This window comes from Butyrivibrio sp. AE3006, from assembly GCF_000424165.1.
GTDB lineage: Bacteria > Bacillota > Clostridia > Lachnospirales > Lachnospiraceae > Butyrivibrio.
In genome coordinates this window covers 89,714-107,359 of record NZ_KE384146.1, presented here as the reverse complement: position 1 = coordinate 107,359, position 17,646 = coordinate 89,714, and the positions used below count along the sequence as shown (strand labels likewise).

The following is a 17,646-nucleotide window of genomic DNA, read 5'->3' as shown; positions in this document are numbered from 1 at the left end:
AGGGAAATTATGAAGATAACAGAAATAATAGATGCTGTGAATAAGTATCATCCGGATTTGGGCCCTGATTATGCAGGATGTGATGGGGTGAAGTGCGGAGATCCTGACGTAGAGTGCACCGGCGTTGTTTCAGCGCTGGTGCCCAATATTGAGGTTATCAGGAAAACTATAGAGCTGGGCTACAATTTTCTATACATCCATGAGCCCACATATTATCTGACCCCGGATTATCCGGAGTGGAAGGCAGATTTTGACTGCGAAATATATGAAAAAAAGAAGAAGCTCATAGAGGATAATGGTATAGTTATCTACAGGGACCACGACCACATGCATGCCCACACGCCAGACAGCATTTTTACAGGTGTGCTGAAATATATGGGTTGGGAGGACTATCTTGTGGGGACTCACGACAAGGTGCCTTTCGGATATCTCATCGAGTTCCCTGAGGTCAAAACCGTTGAGGAGATAAACCGAGAGTTTATCGAGAAAAACGAGATGAACGGCACAAGATACATCGGAAGACCTGATGATAAGATCAAGAGAATAGCAATCGTGGGACATATTTATCCGGAGGCATTTATACCTTCCTGTGAAAAGGACGGTTATTACACGGATTATTCAACAGAGATTATCAGAGCCATAGAAAAAGAGCATATTGACGCCATTATTCCCGGTGAGATCATTGAGTGGAACCTGCTTTCATATATTAGGGATGCGATTTCTTTTGGGAAAAATATGGCATGCTTCAATATCGGCCATTACAACTGGGAGCAGCTGGGGGCAAGGTACGCTGTAGACTGGCTCACAGAAATTACAGAGGGGAAAGTTCCGATAAAGTATGTTCCAAACGGGGACATGTGGAAATATCAGCTTAAATAAATGGGGATATACCTGCGAATCTTTTCGCAGATATAAAATAAATAGAAGGAGAAGGTATAGTATGGCAACAGGAAGTTTAAGATTTTTTTCAGCAGCACAGGGGGGACAGGTTAACATCAGATTCGTGATTCCTACAGATTTTCCGGAGATGATGATGGGTGACAATCCGCATTATAAGAGACCAATGAAGACTCTTTATCTTTTGCACGGATATTCAGGAAATGAGTGTGATTGGGAGTATAACGGCGTGGCTGAGGATATTTCAGCAAGATACAATCTTGCTGTTATCATGATCACAACAGGCAATGATTTCTATCTTGATCGCAAGGCTACAGGCCGTCAGTACTGCACTTTTGCAGGAAAAGAAGTTGTTGAGTTTACAAGAAAGCTCTTTGGCCTTTCAGATAAGAGAGAGGATACTCTCATCGGTGGCCTTTCAATGGGTGGTTTTGGTGCACTTCACACAGGTCTTGCATTCCCTGAGACCTTTGGCGGAATCGTGGCTCTTTCATCAGCTCTTATCATTCACGAGATCGCTCACATTAAGCCCGGCGAATCTAACGAAGTGGCTAACTATGAGTACTATCATGAAGTTTTCGGAGACCTTGCAACTGTAGAGCAGTCAGATAACAATCCTGAGGTGCTTTTCACACGCCTTAAGGAGAGCGGAAAAGAAACACCTGCAGTTTACATGGCAGTTGGAACAGAGGATTTCCTCTATGAGAACAACCAGATCATGAGAAAATTCTTCGAGGAGAACGGCGCTAACCTTAAGTATGAAGAGGGCCCCGGAATCCATGACTGGGTATTCTGGAATAAATATATATTTAGTGGCGTTGAATGGGTACTTAGCGAGGTAGATAAATGATGTCAGCTACAGAAGTACTTACAGTGAATGTCAGAATCACAGAAGTGAACGAAGTTAAGGGAAGAACCGATACAGCCAGAATGATCCTTTTTGACGGCACTGTGGATTGCGATAATTTCAAAGGGAAAATCCTTCCCGGCGGCGTAGATACACAGAAGGAGCTTGGCGGCGCACCAACACAGCTCTCTGCCAGATATATTCTTGAAGGAACCGATAAAGAGGGCAATCCCGCCCACATCTTTATTGAGAACAACGGCGTAATTAATGATAAAGGCGAGATTACAACAACTCCCAAGATCATCACAGACAGCAAGGCCCTTGCTTTTCTTGAAACCGCTGAACTTTTCGGCACAGTAGAAGGCATTGAGGGTGGCGTAAAGATCCATATTTTTCAAAGATAACAAGCGTTGTTCAATCTAAAACATTGGTAAATACGCGAAAAAGCAGCAGGCTTTGTGCCTGCTGCTTTTATCTTGCAAATTCATTCAACCCTTCATGTTCATCAAAGCTCTGAAAAGCTCAATGTCATTCTCTGTGATCTTGATATTGCACTGCATTTCTGTGCCATCAGGGTTAGTGATCTTCATATCAAAAACAGATCCCACCTCCGGAGTGTTGTCCTTTACTGCGTTGAAAAAGGGCAGTACTCTTGGGTGTTCCTGCTTGAAAACGTTGAATTTTTGCTGAAGTTCCATGATTGCCATGGGATTTATATTTGGCATGTTCTTATCTCCTTTAATTATTCATGAATATATATATTACACCATTTTGGTGATTTCGCAATTGCTCTGTTACGGATAGACAGAATTAAAAATGCAGCCTGCAGGTCACAATTTTAAGTGTAACTTTAGTCCGATTTAATAGGCATTTTATATATTTGTTGGATAATTAAATTAGGTTTAGTATGTTTACCCGGCCGGAGAGATGACATATGGTTGAATGGATTGAATTTTCCGATATTATCGGCATCACAATTGTAATATATGTCTCTGTACTTACCCTTAACAATTCTTACCTTCGTAGGGATATAAGGATAGGTATAATAGCCACGGGTATTGCGCTGGCCATCTTGTATGCATTGGACATGTTTTGGTATGTGGGTATTTATTTTCTTCCGGTATCGGAGCACACAGATTTTATCCTGAATGCCATAACCTGTTTAGTTTATCTGATGGTGCCGGTAACTCTAAGCCCTTTTTTCATAATTTTCACACTTCGGAAGAGGACAGTCAGGCATAATCTCGGACTTGCCCTTATCGCACTTCTGTCGGTTGCAGATATAGTCAATATTTTCAGGCCTATCTTTTTCTACCATAAGGATTCATATATGTATTATGTTCCCTGGGGGCTTGGAATGCATGTTATATGCTACGGGGCATTCGTTATTTTGCTATGGGACATGATAAGGAGCAGATTCTTTGATTATGAGGATGTGTTCCTGGCTACCTTTGTGGCAGTGACAATGTTTATTGGATTTTTGGCATCATGGATCAATTACGATTTGAAAACCTTGTGGTTAAGCCTTGGAATTTCATATTTGCTCATGTATCTGGCGCTGACTGCTTTGTTCAATAAGGTTGACGTAATCACGGAGCTACCCAACAGAAATGCGTATGCAAGGGCCATATCCCATATCAAGGATAATTACAACACAATTGTTTTGATCGATCTTAACGGCCTTAAAAAATTCAACGACACCATGGGACATCAGGTGGGTGATCAGTATATTTTTTCGACGGCCAGGACTTTGGCAGACGCATTTAAAGGAATGGGAACGCTATATCGCATTGGCGGTGATGAATTTATCCTTATTTCCAAATACACCAAGCCAGTACTGAAGGACACCATCGACAGCGTACTGCATAAGGGAAAATGCGACGAAAAATACGGCGATTTCAAGATCGATTTTGCCTATGGTATCGCAGAGCGCCAAAGAGGAGATGCAGTGGGTGACGTGGTTGGAAAAGCAGACAAGCTTATGTATGAGCATAAAAAAATCTCAAAACAGGGTAGATGACAGCGCCAAGGGTTGATGGCAGCGCAGAGGGCTGATGGCAGCGGCAAAGGCTGATGGCAGCGGCAAGGGTTGATGATAACGGCAAAGGCTGATGACAGCGCCATGAGAGGGATGTAAGCCGGTATAAGATGTTGCCGCGCATAGAAAATCGCCAAAAATGGAAATTCCTCTGCGCAGGAGTCAAGAGAGAACCAGTCAGAAGGGCATTTGCGCATATATTTTGAGAAAAAATAGGATTTCCTCTGCGTGAGAAGCGAGAATGAGGCCGGAGAGGATGTTGCCGCGCATAGAAAATTGCCAAAAATGGAAATTCCTCTGCGCAGGAGGCGCGAGAAAACCAGGCAGAGGGGCGTTCGCGCATATATTTTGAGAAAAAATAGGATTTCCTCTGCGTGAGAAGCGAGAATGAGGCCTGAGAAGGTATTCATCTTCCAATAAAAAAGTCGCTACGGTTAATAAAAAAGGAAAAATTACTGCAAAAGGTGTTGGCAAGTGTAAGATTTATATGTACGCTAAGAATGGCGTTGCCAAGAGCATTACAGTAACTGTTAAAGCAAAATAAGTGGATTATTTATATGAAACAACGCATATTTGGGCACATTGAAGATCTTCCGGATAATTGCATACTTGAAAGCGACCTGTTGACGGAACAGAATGTGCTTTTGCTGCCAAGAATGACGGTGGTGACTCCGGAGCTTAAAAAGTCTGTTTCCAATTATCGAGGATTTATTAGCATATCCGTCACCACTGTGGATGAAGAAGAGATTTCCGATTCCGATGTTGAGGCAGACGAGTCCATACTTTTTGATGAGGAATTCAAGAGGTATGCGGTCGAGAGCATTACCAACATTTATAAAAATATCAATGAGCCGGACGAGATCGTCGATACCGTGGAGAATCTTAGTTCTGACCTGTGTTCACTTGTAAACAGCTCTGTGAACCTTGGCGTGAATCTGGCTAAGCTCAAGATCAGCGATGAGTATACCTACAAGCATTCCGTTGATGTGGGAACGATTTCTGCGGTAATAGCTGCAAACATGGACTACGACTCTGATTTTGTTCACGGCGTATCCATTGCGGGAATACTTCATGATCTTGGAAAAGAGAAAATTCCCAGTGGAATTCTAAACAAAACATCAAGGCTCAGCGCCCAGGAATTCAACATCATGAAGATGCATCCGGTGTACAGCTATCAGATCATGAGGGAAGCTAAGGAAATTCCGGAAGAGATCAGGCAGGGTATGCTTAATCACCATGAAAACAAGGATGGTACCGGATATCCAAGAAAGCTTGTGGATAAGGACATCGGCGATATGGCCAAGATCATCACTATTGCTGATGTTTTCGATGCCCTTGTAACAGAACGCTCCTATAAAAAAGCCATGACGCCAAGAGAGGCTATTGAGATCATGTTTACTATGAGTAGCAAGTTCGATCTTAATATTTTCAAGGCATTTCTGGATATTATCAACGTCTATCCCAACGGGGCGGAGATTTTGCTAAGTAACTCGGAGCATGCTATTGTTATAAAGCAGAACAGGTCTTATCCGCTGCGACCTATAATTAAAATATTAGAAACGGACGAAGTGGTTGATCTGGCTACTGATTCCCATTATCTGTCCGTAATCATTACCAGCTGAGGTGCAGTCATATATGCAGAATAGTAAATACAAATTGGCAGAGGCCATTAAGGAGTGCATGAAAACAACCTCTGTTGAGAATATCACGGTTAAGCAGATCGTGGACGTCTGCGGCGTTTCAAGGCAGACCTTCTATCGCAATTTTATAGATAAATACGACCTTATAAACTGGTACTTTGACCGCCTTCTAGAGCAGTCCTTCAAGGAAATGGGAAGCGGCGAGACACTTAGAGATGGTCTAATTAAAAAGTTCAGATACATCAAAGAAGAGCGGCTGTTTTTTACAGCTGCTTTTCGTGTGGATGAACAGAACAACCTCAAAGAGCACGACTTCTACATGATCTTTGAGCACTATTGCAGGCTTATCAGAGAAAAATCCGGAGAACTCCCGGAGAAAAAGATAAGAAAGCTCCTTGAAATGTACTGTCAGGCATCCATCTACATGACAGTGCAGTGGGTTCTTAAAGGCATGAAGGAACCGGAGGAAGAGCTGGCGGACCTTATGATAGACGCCATGCCCCCGGAGCTGGCATCGCTTTTTACAGAGCTTCAAATCCTTTAATTTTCACATCATAGTTTCTGAATATTTGCCATTTATGTTACACAAACCGCTAAGTGTAACTTCTTTTGAATGCCCATAAATGCTATGCTTTCTTATGGTAGAAAAAGCCTGTGTAACGCAGGATGTAAAAAAAGGAGGACAAACAAAAATGGCAAACAGAATTTCATTGAACGGCACATCATATCATGGTGCAGGTGCCATCCAGGAAGTAGTTAATGAGATCAACAATAACGGTTTCAAGAAGGCTTTCGTAGCTTCCGATCCCGATCTTATCAAGTTCGGCGTAACAGCAAAGGTTACAGATCTTCTTGACGGCGCAAAGATCCCTTATGAGATATATTCAGATATCAAGCCCAATCCCACAATCGAGAACGTTAAAAACGGTGTTGAGGCTTTCAAAAAGTCAGGTGCTGACTGCATCGTAGCAGTTGGTGGCGGCTCCTCAATGGATACTTCTAAAGCAATCGGTATCATAATCACCAACCCTGAATTCGCAGATGTTCGCTCACTTGAGGGCGTTGCACCTACAAAGAACCCCTGCGTTCCGATCATTGCTATTCCTACAACCGCAGGAACAGCTGCTGAGGTTACAATTAACTACGTTATCACAGACGTTGAGAAAGAGAGAAAGTTCGTATGTGTAGACACACATGATATGCCTATCGTAGCTATCGTTGATCCTGAGATGATGTCATCAATGCCTAAGGGTCTTACAGCTGCTACAGGTATGGACGCTCTTACACACGCTATTGAGGGTTACACCACAAGAGCAGCTTGGGAAATGACTGATATGTTCCATCTTGAGGCAATCAGACTTATCTCCAAGAACCTCCGCGGTGCTGTTGAGAACACCAAGGAAGGTCGTGAAGGCATGGCACTTGGTCAGTACATCGCAGGAATGGGCTTTTCAAACGTTGGTCTTGGTATCGACCACGCTATGGCTCATACACTTTCAGCTCACTATGACACACCTCACGGTGTAGCATGCGCTATGTTCCTTCCTATTTCCATGGAGTTCAACCGTGAGTACACAGGCGAGAGACTTCGTGAAGTAGCAAGAGCTATGGGTGTTGAAGGCGTTGACAACATGTCACAGGAAGAGTACAGAGATGCTGCTATTAACGCAGTTAAGAAGCTTTCTGAGGACGTTGGAATTCCGAAGACTCTTGATAAGATCACAGAAGAGGATCTTGATACACTTGCAACAGATGCTCTTAACGATGCATGCTATCCCGGCAACCCGAGAGAAGCAACAAAAGAGCAGGTTATCGAGATGTTCCGTATGCTGATGGCATAAGGATTTCTGCTCCAAGGTAATGTTTAGCAGGATACCTGCTGAACATATTGGGGTTTTACAGTCTTGATTTTATAAGTATAATAGAGGTCGTATGGCTTAAGAGATTTGAGTCATACGACCTTTTTCTTTTAATAAAAACAGGTCAATTTTCGGGAGGAAAATGAAATGACAATAGATGCTTACATGAACCCTGATTTTACATGGGTAAAAAAGCTAATATTTTTTGCAATATCCTTTGTGGCGGTGCTGCTTTGTGATCTTTTGATCCGCGGAGGACATAAGCTTATCGCGGCAGGTACGCCTAAAGCCAAAGACCTGGAATATATGGAAAAAAGAGAGCACTCTCTTATTCAGCTTTTCTATGAGATGATCATCTCTGCCACATCCGTTATGTCTTTTGCCTGCGCTTACGTGGTCCTGAACCACGTATATTCTCTGGTGCAGTCGGGAACCCCGGCTATGCAGTGGGAGCCTTTGATGACCATTTGGGAAAACGGAAAAGACTTCGTTCTTTTGCTTTTAATCTGCCTTTCCTGCGTACTTAACTCGATTTTGGACAAGTTCATAATCCCGCTTAAAAAGCTGGCGAAGGAAGAAATCGCATCAGTCCGCATGCTTTCCATGTTTTATGTGATCATTATTTTGATGTTTATGAACGTGATAGGAGATGAGAGTGAATACAGCCCGGTAATGATGTATTATCTTGGACTGATGGTGGGACGATTCGTCTATTTTGATGCATCCTTTGCGGACTTCCTTGAAAATATCAAAAATGTATTCCTAAGGCTCCCGCTTTTGATGCTTGGAATGTTGCTCTCAGGAGGGCTTTGCTATTTGGGCTTCTGGCTTGAGTTTTTCCTTGAACGCAACTACTACATAATGGGCGTGTTCTACACACACCTTTTCCTGTTGCTGTCAGTGTTTATCCTGTATCATGGCTATAATTTATGCCAGATTTTTAGCAATAAGAGAGATTCCGGACAGGATCAGTAACACAATAACCAGTTTTTTGACCTTTTTCTCATCAAGAAGTGTGGCGCTCTTCATGCCTGTGAAAACTCCAATTAGCATGAAGGGTATGAGAATAAAGGCCAGTTTCAGTGAATCCGGAGTTATTATTCCAACAAAAGCATATGTTATTATTCGAACTATATTCTCTACTATGAAGATAATGCTCAGATTCGCCTTGAATTCTGAGCTTGTCTCTGTCACCTTGCTGACGCATACTGCCATCAGTACGCCTACGCCGAAGAGACCGCACATAAGTCCCCCGGTCATGCCGATGATAAAAAGGGCAAGTGTGGAATACTTCAGGTTAAGCTTGTCATATTCCTTAAGAAGCATCTCTATACCAACCAGCACGACAACCACGCCGAATATGATTTTTATCACATGAGCATCCACGTTTTTCAGAAGAAAAGCGCCGGGGATGCTGCCCAAAATAGTCAGTATTATAAGAGGCACATAAATCCTGGGATTAAGCTTTTTCCTGTTGCTCCAGGTAAGGATCACGTTGCTGGGAAAACCCAGAACCAGCTCCACAGGAGAGATATTTACATTATTTACTCCAAAGCCCAGAATCGAGGTAAAAACCAGAGTGTTGGCAAAGCCGCACAGTCCTTTAACAAAAAAAGCCACAAGAGTGGCGATAATCCATATTCCAAGAGAGTTCATCAAAATAAATCCTTTTCAAAAATGCGACCTGATTACATAAGGTCCGCCGATAAATCTAATTTGTACAACAGCTTTCAATTACAATACAAAAGCGCCAAATTGTCAAGTTCTACGCGCTATAACGGTTTCATATTTTTTTAATTCTATTTTTACACTCCCTTTAGAATCTGCACATTTTTAGAGAATAAAATATCATTAGACGAGAGCTATGGGGGCAGTTCGAGTTGATCCTTTCACCTTTTTGTAGTTTAAGGAGGAGCAGGCAGGAAATCTCAACATTACTGCGGGGTGGTATCTGAATCCTTCCCACAGACAGAACCTTTTGGAGAAGCGATTTACCAAGGTCGGTGTGGCGTACTACGAAATAGACGGCATTACTTATATTGCCTGCGAGTTTGGGCTATGATATGATAATTACAGATAGGCAAAGGTGCTTAATTTCTGAGCACCTTTGCCTTTTTTCGTTGCTCGCGCGAGGATTTCGCAAGCGAAATCCTATCTTATAAGATTGCTAAAGTCTAAGGAGGGGCATTATGGCTGCATTTGACAGAGTTTGTTCGGGAATACCTCAGATGGATCAGGTTTTTGACAATATCCGCCTTGGGGACAACGTGGTTTGGCGTGTTGATAACCTGGATGAATTCAGGCTTTTCGTAAAGCCCTATGTAAAGCAGGCTATCGCAGATAAAAGAAACCTTATCTACATCAGATTCGCTGCCCATGAGCCGTTCCTTGAGCCTCAGGAGGGGCTAAAGATCGTCAACGTGGAGTTAAATCACAGATTCGAGAACTTCACCGTGGAGATACATGAGATCATCAGCAGAGAGGGCAGGGAAGCTTTCTATGTCTTTGACTGCCTATCAGAGCTTCAGACTGCCTGGGCCACAGACCTGATGATGGGAAATTTTTTCCGTGTGACCTGCCCCTATCTTTTCATTCTTGATACCGTTGCCTTTTTCCCGCTGATCCGTGGTAAACATTCTTTTCAGGCAATTGCGAAAATAAGGGACACCACTCAGCTTTTTCTTGATGTTTATTCCGATGATAAAAACGTATACGTAAGACCCGATAAGGTCTGGAACAGATATTCCGAAACCATGTTCCTGCCGCAGCTCTACAACCCTGAAAACGGCGATTTTAAGCCTATTCTTGACGGTGTTATGGCAAGCCATTTTTATCAGGTTCTTGGAAAAAGCGGATCCCTTACGGATTCTGAAAACATGGACAGCTGGGACAGGTTTTTCGCCCTTACCAAAATGATGCACCAGGCAGGGCAGGATGTAACAGAGAACTGCAGCCGCATGTGTAACATCATGATGACAAGGGATTCACGGCTTCGTGAGATGATAAAGGAGCTTTTTACCCCGGACGATTACCTTGATGTGAAGGACAGGATGATCGGGACCGGCATGATCGGCGGAAAAGCCTGCGGTATGCTGCTGGCCCGTAAGATCATAGAGCACAGAAGACCTGAAATATTTAAGTTTTTGGAGCCTCACGATTCCTTTTATATCGGCTCTGATGTTTTCTATACATTTATCGTTGATAACCAGTTTTGTGATTTGCGAATCAGGCAGCGGACAAAGGAGGAGTTTTTCTCTGTGGCTGAGGAGTTTGCCGAGCAGCTTCAGCGGGGCAAGTTCTCCAGGGGAATGGAAGAAGAGTTCCAAAAGCTCCTTGAATACTACTGTCAGGACCCCATAATTGTCAGGTCCAGCTCCATCCTTGAGGACGGCTTTGGCAATGCTTTTGCAGGAAAATATGAGTCCGTTTTCTGCTCCAACACAGGCACCATGGAGCAGAGAGTTGAGGAGCTTGAAAACGCAATCCGCACTGTTTATGCCAGCACCATGAGTAAATCTGCCCTTGATTACCGCAGCAGGAGAGGACTTCAGGAGAGAGATGAGCAGATGGCTCTTTTGGTGCAGAGAGTGTCCGGCTCCTATTACGGCGAGTTTTATATGCCCTGCGCAGCTGGCGTTGGATATTCCTACAGCCCCTACAAATTCATGGAATCCATCGATCAGGCGGCGGGTATGCTTAGGCTTGTAATGGGCCTTGGAACCTCTGCTGTAGACAGGACTGAAGGGTCATATCCCAGGCTTGTCAGCATGGATAATCCCACAGCGACTACGGCACGGAATTCCATCGAGAGACACCAATATTCCCAGAGAAAGCTTGAGCTTATGAACCGCGCCACAAGGCAGCTTGAGAGGGTAACACTGGATGATGTGAAGCAGTACATGCCGTTTTTTCTAAAAAGACTGCTGCTAGAGCACGATACCGATACTGAGCGGATGTTCAGAGACAGAGGCGAGGACAGGGATATTGAATTCATTTCCTGTAGGGGAATAGTGCGAAAAGAAGAGCTGATGGCTCAGATGAAGGAGATTTTGCAGGCACTGCAGACGGAATATCAGCATCCTGTGGATATAGAGTTCACCATCAATTTCTCGGAAAATGGTGACTACGTGATAAACATTTTGCAGTGCAGACCTCTTCAGGTGTATCAGGATACAGAAGAAATGCAGATTCCGGAGGACGTAGCAGAGGAAAAGATACTCTTTGACTGTAATAAATCCGCCATGGGCCTGTCGAGGGCTGAGAAGCTTGATTATATCGTCTACGTGGACCCTGTAAAATACTACAGCATGCCCTATCAGGACAAAAACCAGGTGGCAAGGGCCATCGGCAGAGTCAACTGGCTTATGAGAGGGCAGGATAAGCATATGCTCCTTATGGTGCCGGGAAGAGTCGGAACCACATCTCCCGAACTTGGCGTGCCCACTACCTTTTCAGATATCAGTGAATTCGACGCCGTGTGCGAGATAGCGGATTCCAAGGTTGGCTACAATCCGGAGTTGTCTTACGGAAGTCACTTTTTCCAGGACCTGGTGGAATCAGGCATTCTCTACAATGCCATTTTTGAAAATGAAAAGACCCGGGTATTTAACCGGGATCTTCTTAGTGCTTTTGAGAACAGGTTTGCCGATGAAACTTCAGAATACAACTCACTGAAGGATATCATTGCGGCTTATGATGTCTCAGCTGCGGATTTTTATATTTATCACGACATGAAAACAGAGCGGACACTTTGTACCCTGCGATAATGAATTAGCCGCGAAAACGGCGTTAAAGGGCGATTTTGTGCCTGCTTCGGTAATAAATATCAGCCGATATGTTTGCTTCCTCTCTCTGTCATGAGGATCATCAGAACCACGAAAAAGCAAAGATAGAAGGGATACATGAACATTCCGATGTAATCACTTATAAGTCCAAAAATCCTAGGTGCAAAGGTGGATCCCACATAAGCTGAAGCCATCTGAATACCTACAAGAGACTGGGAATTTTCTTTACCGAATCTCGCAGGTGTAGAGTGGATGATGCTGGGATAAACCGGAGCACAGCCAAGTCCTATCATCACAAGAGCACATTTTGAGGCTGTAAGATTCCCTGAAAACATCAGGATGGCAACGCCAACCACGATGATGAACTCACCAAGCCTTATCATGTTCTGATCGCCAAACTTATTGGAGATAAAGCCGCTTATGGCTCTTCCCACAGTGATTCCAAGATAAAACAGAGCGCCAAGACCTGCTGCGTCGGTGGCGCTTATTCCTTTTTCCGTAACAAGCCAGCTGGGAGCCCAGAGACCTGTTGCCATTTCAAGAGAGCAATAGCAGAAAAAGGCTATAAGTATTGTTTTTGCGCCGGGCAGGGATATAGCCTGTCTAAGGCTCAGAACATTTCTGCTTTTTTCATCACTTTCTGCATCAGATTCCGTTTTCCATAAAGGCACTGAAAATACCAGAATAACAGTCAGGATCACCTGAAGCAGGCAGATGGTACGGTATCCGCTGGGCCATCTAAGACCGTTTGTCAGGCAAAGAGACATGATCCAGGGACCGATTGATGCGCCAACGCCCCACATGCAGTGAAGCCAGGACATGTGCCTTGAGCTGTAGTGAAGAGCCACGTAGTTGTTAAGGGCTGAATCCACGGCACCTGCGCCAAGACCGTAGGGAATGCACCAAAGCGCCATCTGAAGATAGCTTGTACAGGTGCTAAAGCCAAACAAAGCAGCCGCTGTCATAGCAACAGAAAACGCCGTAACCTTCGCTGTTCCGAATTTGTGGATCACCTTATCTGCCATGAGACTTGATATGATGGTACATCCGCTTATAAGCATGGCAAGGGTTCCCGCCCCGGTAATAGTGGAGCCAAGGTCCGTGTACATGCTGGGCCAGGTACTGCCAAGGAGCGAGTCCGGTAATCCAAGTGAGATAAAAGAAAGATATATGATGAAAATAAGTAATCCTGCCATAAGGCCTCCATTCTGGTTTTTAGTTTAAAAAATTGTGAGTTTTTGGGATCTTCACTGGATCCTTCCGGGCACAGAGTCAGCTAGTGTGATCAAAGGTCTAAGCTCAGCTGCTCGTAGTCCTTTTTCGCTGAAAACATGGGCATAGTCTGTCGCATAAGTTCAGGTGCTCTTTCGTATGAAAAAAGCCAGTCTGAAATCGCTTCTTTTTCTATAACCACGGGCATTCTGTCGTGGGTATCCAGAACTGACTCATTTGCAGCAGTTGTCAGAATTGTGAATCTGTCTTCATCATTAAACCTGTTGTAGATTCCCGCTAGGTAGATAGCTGAGGCATCGTTTCTGCTGAAGGTCACCTTGTTTTTCTCCCTGTCCCACTCATAGAAGCTTCGGGCAGGTATTATACACCTTCTGCGTTCCAGACTTTCAGAAAACATGGGCTTTTGCAGGGCAGATTCAGATCTGGCATTGATGATGAGCTTGTTCTTATCTTTTCCGGGAAAACCCCACATAATTTCCTTTGGAACGATGGCTTCGTTTCCTAGCATGAGAATTAGTCCCTTGGAACCGGGGAAGATGTCCTTTTCATTAAAGCGCAGTTTTTTCATGTTTTTGCCGATTATTTCCTGAACTTCAACCGCCAGCTCAGGATCTATATGATAACGTCCGCACATAATAGTTTCCTTTCAATGAACTCAGTTATTCCATCTTATCACAGTTACAGGCAAAATATGAACAAACATCCCACAAAATGTTATTATTAGATGAATGTGGAGGGTGTATAGACATGCAGTATATTGATCAGTTAGATTTTGGCGCTTATCCTGTGACATACGGGATAATGGCTGTAAACATAATCATTTTCATCTTAATTAATCTAAAGGTTCTTAGTGTGCCTGCCCTTGGCTCATCATACATGACAAGCCTTCAGGAAAAGCAGTACTATCGCATAATCACAGCGGCCTTCACGCAGCAGGAATTTCTTCATCTGGCCTGCAACATGTATTCCCTGTACAACATCGGAAGAGTAATGGAGCGTGCGTTAAAATCTGAGATTTACGCCATCTGCTATGCCGTGATAATGGTCGTAGGCGGCCTTGTTTCAGCCAGAATCCATAAAAAGACCTCGCCCTTCACTCTTTGCATCGGTGCTTCGGGAGTAATCTGCGGGCTTATTGGAATCTACGTGGTTATCGCCTATTCCGTAATGGGCTTTTCTGCCATACGTTCCATGGCATCCACCTTCATAATCCTGGCTCTTATGACCACCTCCAAAAAGATAGATTCCATCGGTCATTTTGCAGGCCTAGTTACAGGAATTATCTGCGGTTTAGTCCTTGTTAACGTGTATGGTTTTGGATGAAAATTGTCCGGAACTCCATGAGAAAAATGCATGTAATAAAAATATAAAAAATATAAAATTTACTCCAATCATAAATTGTATAAAAATGTGGCAATAATCGGTTAAGCTTTGATTTTATCAGCAAAAATAATAAACGAAATTATAAACAAATTATAAAGTTTATAAAGTGCTTCGAAGCCGCACCAAAACTGGGATTGACATATATTTGGGAGATGTTAGAATCGAAATTGTCACGAGATTCGGTTGCAAAACCGTAAAAAAATTATGAGTGGAGGTAATTCATATGAGGAAACTCTCTAGATTTGGTGCAGCTGCGCTCGCACTTGCACTTTCCGTAACATTTTTAACACCCGTTCAGGTTCAGGCTGCGAAGAATGAGAATGAAGATTGGTTGCAGAAAGTTAACACTTTCGTAGACGACGATGATGTTTTTGACAAGAATTATTCTGAAATTGAAGCTTATGGAGATTCATACGAAGAGGCTGAAAAAGCATTTGCAAAGGTTGCTTTGGAAAAAGGTTTTATAACTGAGACGAAACCTGATTTTTCTAAAGGTGTTAAGCCTGTGTATTTAGATAAGACATATTACACGAATGATAGTTTTGACTATTATTCAACTACAGTGACTAAAGATGGCAAGGATGTAGAAAAATTTTATGGTCAGGGCTGCATTTTCACTAATACACAAACTAAAAAAAGCGGTCTATTTAAGGTAGAGCTTAATGCCAATTACACGACAGATGAAGCAAAGGCAAGAGCCTTCCAGTCTTCAATACGAGTAAAGAAGGGAGAAGTTACATACGTTGCAGTGCCTTTGTCAGGTGGTGATACAAAGATTGACAAGATTAAATCTTCTAAAAAGTCTATTGCGAAGGTTAGTCTTTACAAGAAGATGAGTTCTGAATCTACTACTAATGGCGACAACGTAAAGATTAGTGATCCAGATCCTTCTACAGGCAAATATACTGTATACTATTACACCACTGTTGGTGCAAAGGTAATTGTAGGTGAATATGATGATTATAATAAGGCTAAAGAAGCAGCTAAGAATGCTGAAATGACAGCTTCATCTGCTACTCGTTATATCAAGATTGATGCGAAGAAGTCCGGTAAGTTTAAACTCACATTTAACATTGTTAACAAGAATGGTAATGTTTCTAAGGTGAAGGTTACTGTTTATGTAGTAGATGACGTCGATGTATTTAAGACTCTTACTTTTGCAGGACAGTCCTTACTTCCGGACAAAAATAATAAGAGCGGATTTTATGCTGAAGAATTTAATACCTTCAGAACAACAAAGTCAAAGGGCAAACTGGTAGCTAAGGCTAACGCAAATTATGTTATTAAGAAGATTGAAGTAGGAAAACTGTATACGGAGAATACCTCTAAGGGACTGGATGATTATGATCCGTATTATAGAGAGAAGTATTCTGAGAATTATTCAGCATATAGTAGTTCTGGAAAAACAACAACCCATAAGGTTGACCTTAATGGTGACGGAGATTTTGATGATATCATTAATGGTGTGTATGAATCTAAAGTAACATACAAGTATAAAAAGATTAAGTCTGGAAAAACTCTTAAACTTAGTAATGTAGGTACTAGTTATAATTCATCCACGAGCTACACATCCAAGTATCGTGAAAATAGAAAAGAAGAGAAGATTACAGCGTCTAATGTTTCTAAGACTAGAAATTTCGAGGCACCTACAGCTTTAAGAATCACATATTATGATAAGCTTTTGAAGTGCTATGGTGTAAGTGAGTACACAATTACACATCCTGTAAGCAAGTAATTGAGGGATAATCAAACATCATAAATGTTTGTCCCAGAGATTAAGCGTTAGGCTTACATCAATTGAATTACGACTCCCCGGAGCAATCCGGGGAGTTTCTCTATGCCCGGGAGTAGTTCAGGTACTTCTATAATATGATATAATATATTAAGAAATAGTTTGTGGCTGTTTGATGAGGAAGAGCTATGACAAATGAAATGATAAAAAGAAAAGTTTTGTCACTTGTTGATAAGTACAATATAACTCATATAGTATTATTTGGCTCAAGAGCAAACGGAACCAATACGGATAAGAGCGATGCTGATTTTATCATGGAGTTTGGTGGAGCAATATCGCTTATTCAGCTGGCTTCATTAAAATATGAACTTGAAGATTTATTGGGAATTTCCGTGGATGTTATCCATGGTCCGATAAGAGATACTGATATGATTGAGATAGGAGATACAATAGAGCTTTATGCAGCATAGAGACAAGATTATTTTTGAGAAAATTATAAGCGAAGCTGATATTTGCCATGACATGATTGGTAATTTATCAGAAGAAGATTTTCTTAATGATGAAAAATAAAAACGTGCTGTTGGTATGACACTCATAAACATCGGAGAGCTTGTCAAAAATGTCACGGATGAGGCGAGAAATGAACATAAAGACATACCTTGGAAAGCTATCGCTGGAATGAGAGATTTGACAGCACATAAATATCAAACCTTAAGAATGGAAGATGTTTATAATACTGCTGTAAAGGACATCCCGGATTTTAGAAATCAGCTTGAGATGATCCTAAATGAAAAATCATAAAAGGATTATATCGATAGAATTTAGGCTCCCCAGAACAATCCGGGGAGTTTCTCTATGTTTCAGGGATATTATTAGGGAATCAATATGGGTAATCGATATTCGTGAGGTTTTTTCAGAATATATTAATATGACGCCTCTTAGTCACACTGAAACTGCCAGATTTCTTTCGAATCAGTGCGTGGATGATCTTTCAAGCCTTCCCAGAAAGCCAATCCGCTCCACATATGCACTGGAATAGCCAGATTTCCCTCTGAATCAGTGCGCGAGAAGTCTATAAAGCCTTCCCAGAAAGCCATACCGCCCCATATACGCACTGGAATAGCCAGATTTCCCCCTGAATCAGTGTGCGAATAGCCTTTCAAACCTTTCCTGCCAGCCTATTCGAATCCTTCACGCACTGGAACCGCCAGTTTTCCGCCTTAATCAGTGTGC

The 17,646-nt window shown here is 42.6% G+C and carries 19 protein-coding genes; 15 read left to right on the top strand and 4 right to left on the bottom strand.

The features are described from left to right. Window positions 1–9: 9 nt before the first annotated feature. The 3 genes from G603_RS0118500 (at window position 10) to G603_RS0118490 (ending at window position 2,148) form a co-directional block, all read left to right on the top strand. Window positions 10–879 carry a Nif3-like dinuclear metal center hexameric protein gene (locus G603_RS0118500; RefSeq protein WP_026671109.1) on the top strand — a complete coding sequence of 290 codons (870 nt, stop codon included), beginning with the start codon at window positions 10–12 and terminating at the stop codon, window positions 877–879. A gap of 61 nt (window positions 880–940) precedes the next feature. Continuing rightward, window positions 941–1,747 carry an alpha/beta hydrolase gene (locus G603_RS0118495; RefSeq protein WP_026671108.1) on the top strand — a complete coding sequence of 269 codons (807 nt, stop codon included), beginning with the start codon at window positions 941–943 and terminating at the stop codon, window positions 1,745–1,747. After that, the gene (locus tag G603_RS0118490) at window positions 1,744–2,148 is read left to right on the top strand and encodes a DUF3237 family protein (RefSeq protein WP_242834909.1); all 405 of its coding nucleotides are present in this window, start codon (window positions 1,744–1,746) and stop codon (window positions 2,146–2,148) included. The genes G603_RS0118495 and G603_RS0118490 overlap by 4 nt, the downstream gene beginning before the upstream one ends. A gap of 84 nt (window positions 2,149–2,232) precedes the next feature. Here the strand turns inward: G603_RS0118490 and G603_RS0118485 are convergent, their stop codons facing one another. Beyond that, window positions 2,233–2,469 (bottom strand): hypothetical protein, encoded by a 237-nt coding sequence (locus G603_RS0118485; protein WP_026525127.1) that lies wholly within the window; start codon window positions 2,467–2,469, stop codon window positions 2,233–2,235. Window positions 2,470–2,678: 209 nt separating this feature from the next. On the opposite strand from G603_RS0118485, the gene G603_RS0118480 reads away from it, so the two are divergent. The 6 genes from G603_RS0118480 to G603_RS0118460 all read left to right on the top strand — a co-directional run bounded on the left by G603_RS0118480 (window position 2,679) and on the right by G603_RS0118460 (window position 8,256). Continuing rightward, a complete protein-coding gene (locus G603_RS0118480) occupies window positions 2,679–3,764 on the top strand; it encodes a GGDEF domain-containing protein (protein ID WP_026671106.1) in 1,086 nt (361 codons plus the stop codon). 412 nt (window positions 3,765–4,176) lie between these two features. Continuing rightward, entirely contained in the window at window positions 4,177–4,326 is a 150-nt protein-coding gene (locus tag G603_RS23275) for an Ig-like domain-containing protein (protein WP_081669989.1), read from the top strand. A gap of 13 nt (window positions 4,327–4,339) precedes the next feature. Continuing rightward, the gene (locus tag G603_RS21120) at window positions 4,340–5,404 is read left to right on the top strand and encodes an HD-GYP domain-containing protein (protein ID WP_051208135.1); all 1,065 of its coding nucleotides are present in this window, start codon (window positions 4,340–4,342) and stop codon (window positions 5,402–5,404) included. 13 nt (window positions 5,405–5,417) lie between these two features. Then, window positions 5,418–5,966: a TetR/AcrR family transcriptional regulator C-terminal domain-containing protein gene (locus tag G603_RS0118470; protein WP_035793999.1), complete on the top strand. Its 549-nt coding sequence runs from the start codon at window positions 5,418–5,420 to the stop codon at window positions 5,964–5,966. A 148-nt stretch (window positions 5,967–6,114) separates the two neighbouring features. Beyond that, window positions 6,115–7,263 carry a lactaldehyde reductase gene (gene fucO / locus G603_RS0118465; protein ID WP_026525967.1) on the top strand — a complete coding sequence of 383 codons (1,149 nt, stop codon included), beginning with the start codon at window positions 6,115–6,117 and terminating at the stop codon, window positions 7,261–7,263. Window positions 7,264–7,428: 165 nt separating this feature from the next. Next, the gene (locus tag G603_RS0118460; RefSeq protein WP_026525968.1) at window positions 7,429–8,256 is read left to right on the top strand and encodes a hypothetical protein; all 828 of its coding nucleotides are present in this window, start codon (window positions 7,429–7,431) and stop codon (window positions 8,254–8,256) included. On the opposite strand, the gene G603_RS0118455 is transcribed toward G603_RS0118460, so the two are convergent. After that, window positions 8,209–8,937 carry a sulfite exporter TauE/SafE family protein gene (locus tag G603_RS0118455; RefSeq protein ID WP_026671104.1) on the bottom strand — a complete coding sequence of 243 codons (729 nt, stop codon included), beginning with the start codon at window positions 8,935–8,937 and terminating at the stop codon, window positions 8,209–8,211. The genes G603_RS0118460 and G603_RS0118455 overlap by 48 nt on opposite strands. Window positions 8,938–9,214: 277 nt before the next feature. Here G603_RS0118455 and G603_RS23345 point away from each other — a divergent pair, with 277 nt between their 5' ends. Both G603_RS23345 and G603_RS0118450 read left to right on the top strand, forming a co-directional pair. Further along, window positions 9,215–9,343: a CAP domain-containing protein gene (locus tag G603_RS23345; RefSeq protein WP_155832721.1), complete on the top strand. Its 129-nt coding sequence runs from the start codon at window positions 9,215–9,217 to the stop codon at window positions 9,341–9,343. A 127-nt stretch (window positions 9,344–9,470) separates the two neighbouring features. Beyond that, window positions 9,471–12,047 (top strand): PEP/pyruvate-binding domain-containing protein, encoded by a 2,577-nt coding sequence (locus tag G603_RS0118450; protein WP_026671103.1) that lies wholly within the window; start codon window positions 9,471–9,473, stop codon window positions 12,045–12,047. Between the two features lie 59 nt (window positions 12,048–12,106). Here G603_RS0118450 and G603_RS0118445 read toward each other — a convergent pair whose 3' ends face one another. Together G603_RS0118445 and G603_RS0118440 are read right to left on the bottom strand one after the other, a co-directional pair. After that, window positions 12,107–13,261 (bottom strand): MFS transporter, encoded by a 1,155-nt coding sequence (locus tag G603_RS0118445; protein ID WP_026671102.1) that lies wholly within the window; start codon window positions 13,259–13,261, stop codon window positions 12,107–12,109. Between the two features lie 89 nt (window positions 13,262–13,350). Beyond that, window positions 13,351–13,932 (bottom strand): SOS response-associated peptidase, encoded by a 582-nt coding sequence (locus G603_RS0118440; RefSeq protein ID WP_026671101.1) that lies wholly within the window; start codon window positions 13,930–13,932, stop codon window positions 13,351–13,353. A 113-nt stretch (window positions 13,933–14,045) separates the two neighbouring features. Here G603_RS0118440 and G603_RS0118435 point away from each other — a divergent pair, with 113 nt between their 5' ends. The 4 genes from G603_RS0118435 (at window position 14,046) to G603_RS22990 (ending at window position 17,214) form a co-directional block, all read left to right on the top strand. Beyond that, entirely contained in the window at window positions 14,046–14,621 is a 576-nt protein-coding gene (locus G603_RS0118435) for a rhomboid family intramembrane serine protease (RefSeq protein ID WP_026671100.1), read from the top strand. Window positions 14,622–14,904: 283 nt separating this feature from the next. Further along, on the top strand, window positions 14,905–16,416 hold the full coding sequence (locus G603_RS0118430) for a hypothetical protein (RefSeq protein ID WP_026671099.1): 1,512 nt from the start codon (window positions 14,905–14,907) through the stop codon (window positions 16,414–16,416). 185 nt (window positions 16,417–16,601) lie between these two features. Further along, window positions 16,602–16,883 carry a nucleotidyltransferase family protein gene (locus tag G603_RS0118425; protein WP_026671098.1) on the top strand — a complete coding sequence of 94 codons (282 nt, stop codon included), beginning with the start codon at window positions 16,602–16,604 and terminating at the stop codon, window positions 16,881–16,883. Between the two features lie 115 nt (window positions 16,884–16,998). Next, window positions 16,999–17,214: a HepT-like ribonuclease domain-containing protein gene (locus tag G603_RS22990; protein WP_242834908.1), complete on the top strand. Its 216-nt coding sequence runs from the start codon at window positions 16,999–17,001 to the stop codon at window positions 17,212–17,214. The last annotated feature ends 432 nt before the right edge of the window (window positions 17,215–17,646 follow it).

Excerpts from the sequence above, each read along its gene's own strand:
- G603_RS0118425 (WP_026671098.1), top strand. The coding sequence starts at position 16,602 with ATGACAAATGAAATGATAAAAAGAAAAGTTTTGTCACTTGTTGATAAG.
- G603_RS0118445 (WP_026671102.1), bottom strand. The coding sequence starts at position 13,261 with ATGGCAGGATTACTTATTTTCATCATATATCTTTCTTTTATCTCACTT.
- G603_RS0118430 (WP_026671099.1), top strand. The coding sequence starts at position 14,905 with ATGAGGAAACTCTCTAGATTTGGTGCAGCTGCGCTCGCACTTGCACTT.
- G603_RS0118495 (WP_026671108.1), top strand. The coding sequence starts at position 941 with ATGGCAACAGGAAGTTTAAGATTTTTTTCAGCAGCACAGGGGGGACAG.
- G603_RS0118500 (WP_026671109.1), top strand. The coding sequence starts at position 10 with ATGAAGATAACAGAAATAATAGATGCTGTGAATAAGTATCATCCGGAT.
- G603_RS22990 (WP_242834908.1), top strand. The coding sequence starts at position 16,999 with ATGACACTCATAAACATCGGAGAGCTTGTCAAAAATGTCACGGATGAG.
- fucO (WP_026525967.1), top strand. The coding sequence starts at position 6,115 with ATGGCAAACAGAATTTCATTGAACGGCACATCATATCATGGTGCAGGT.
- G603_RS0118470 (WP_035793999.1), top strand. The coding sequence starts at position 5,418 with ATGCAGAATAGTAAATACAAATTGGCAGAGGCCATTAAGGAGTGCATG.
- G603_RS21120 (WP_051208135.1), top strand. The coding sequence starts at position 4,340 with ATGAAACAACGCATATTTGGGCACATTGAAGATCTTCCGGATAATTGC.
- G603_RS0118450 (WP_026671103.1), top strand. The coding sequence starts at position 9,471 with ATGGCTGCATTTGACAGAGTTTGTTCGGGAATACCTCAGATGGATCAG.
- G603_RS0118440 (WP_026671101.1), bottom strand. The coding sequence starts at position 13,932 with ATGTGCGGACGTTATCATATAGATCCTGAGCTGGCGGTTGAAGTTCAG.
- G603_RS0118455 (WP_026671104.1), bottom strand. The coding sequence starts at position 8,937 with ATGAACTCTCTTGGAATATGGATTATCGCCACTCTTGTGGCTTTTTTT.
- G603_RS0118485 (WP_026525127.1), bottom strand. The coding sequence starts at position 2,469 with ATGCCAAATATAAATCCCATGGCAATCATGGAACTTCAGCAAAAATTC.
- G603_RS0118480 (WP_026671106.1), top strand. The coding sequence starts at position 2,679 with ATGGTTGAATGGATTGAATTTTCCGATATTATCGGCATCACAATTGTA.
- G603_RS0118460 (WP_026525968.1), top strand. The coding sequence starts at position 7,429 with ATGACAATAGATGCTTACATGAACCCTGATTTTACATGGGTAAAAAAG.
- G603_RS0118490 (WP_242834909.1), top strand. The coding sequence starts at position 1,744 with ATGATGTCAGCTACAGAAGTACTTACAGTGAATGTCAGAATCACAGAA.
- G603_RS0118435 (WP_026671100.1), top strand. The coding sequence starts at position 14,046 with ATGCAGTATATTGATCAGTTAGATTTTGGCGCTTATCCTGTGACATAC.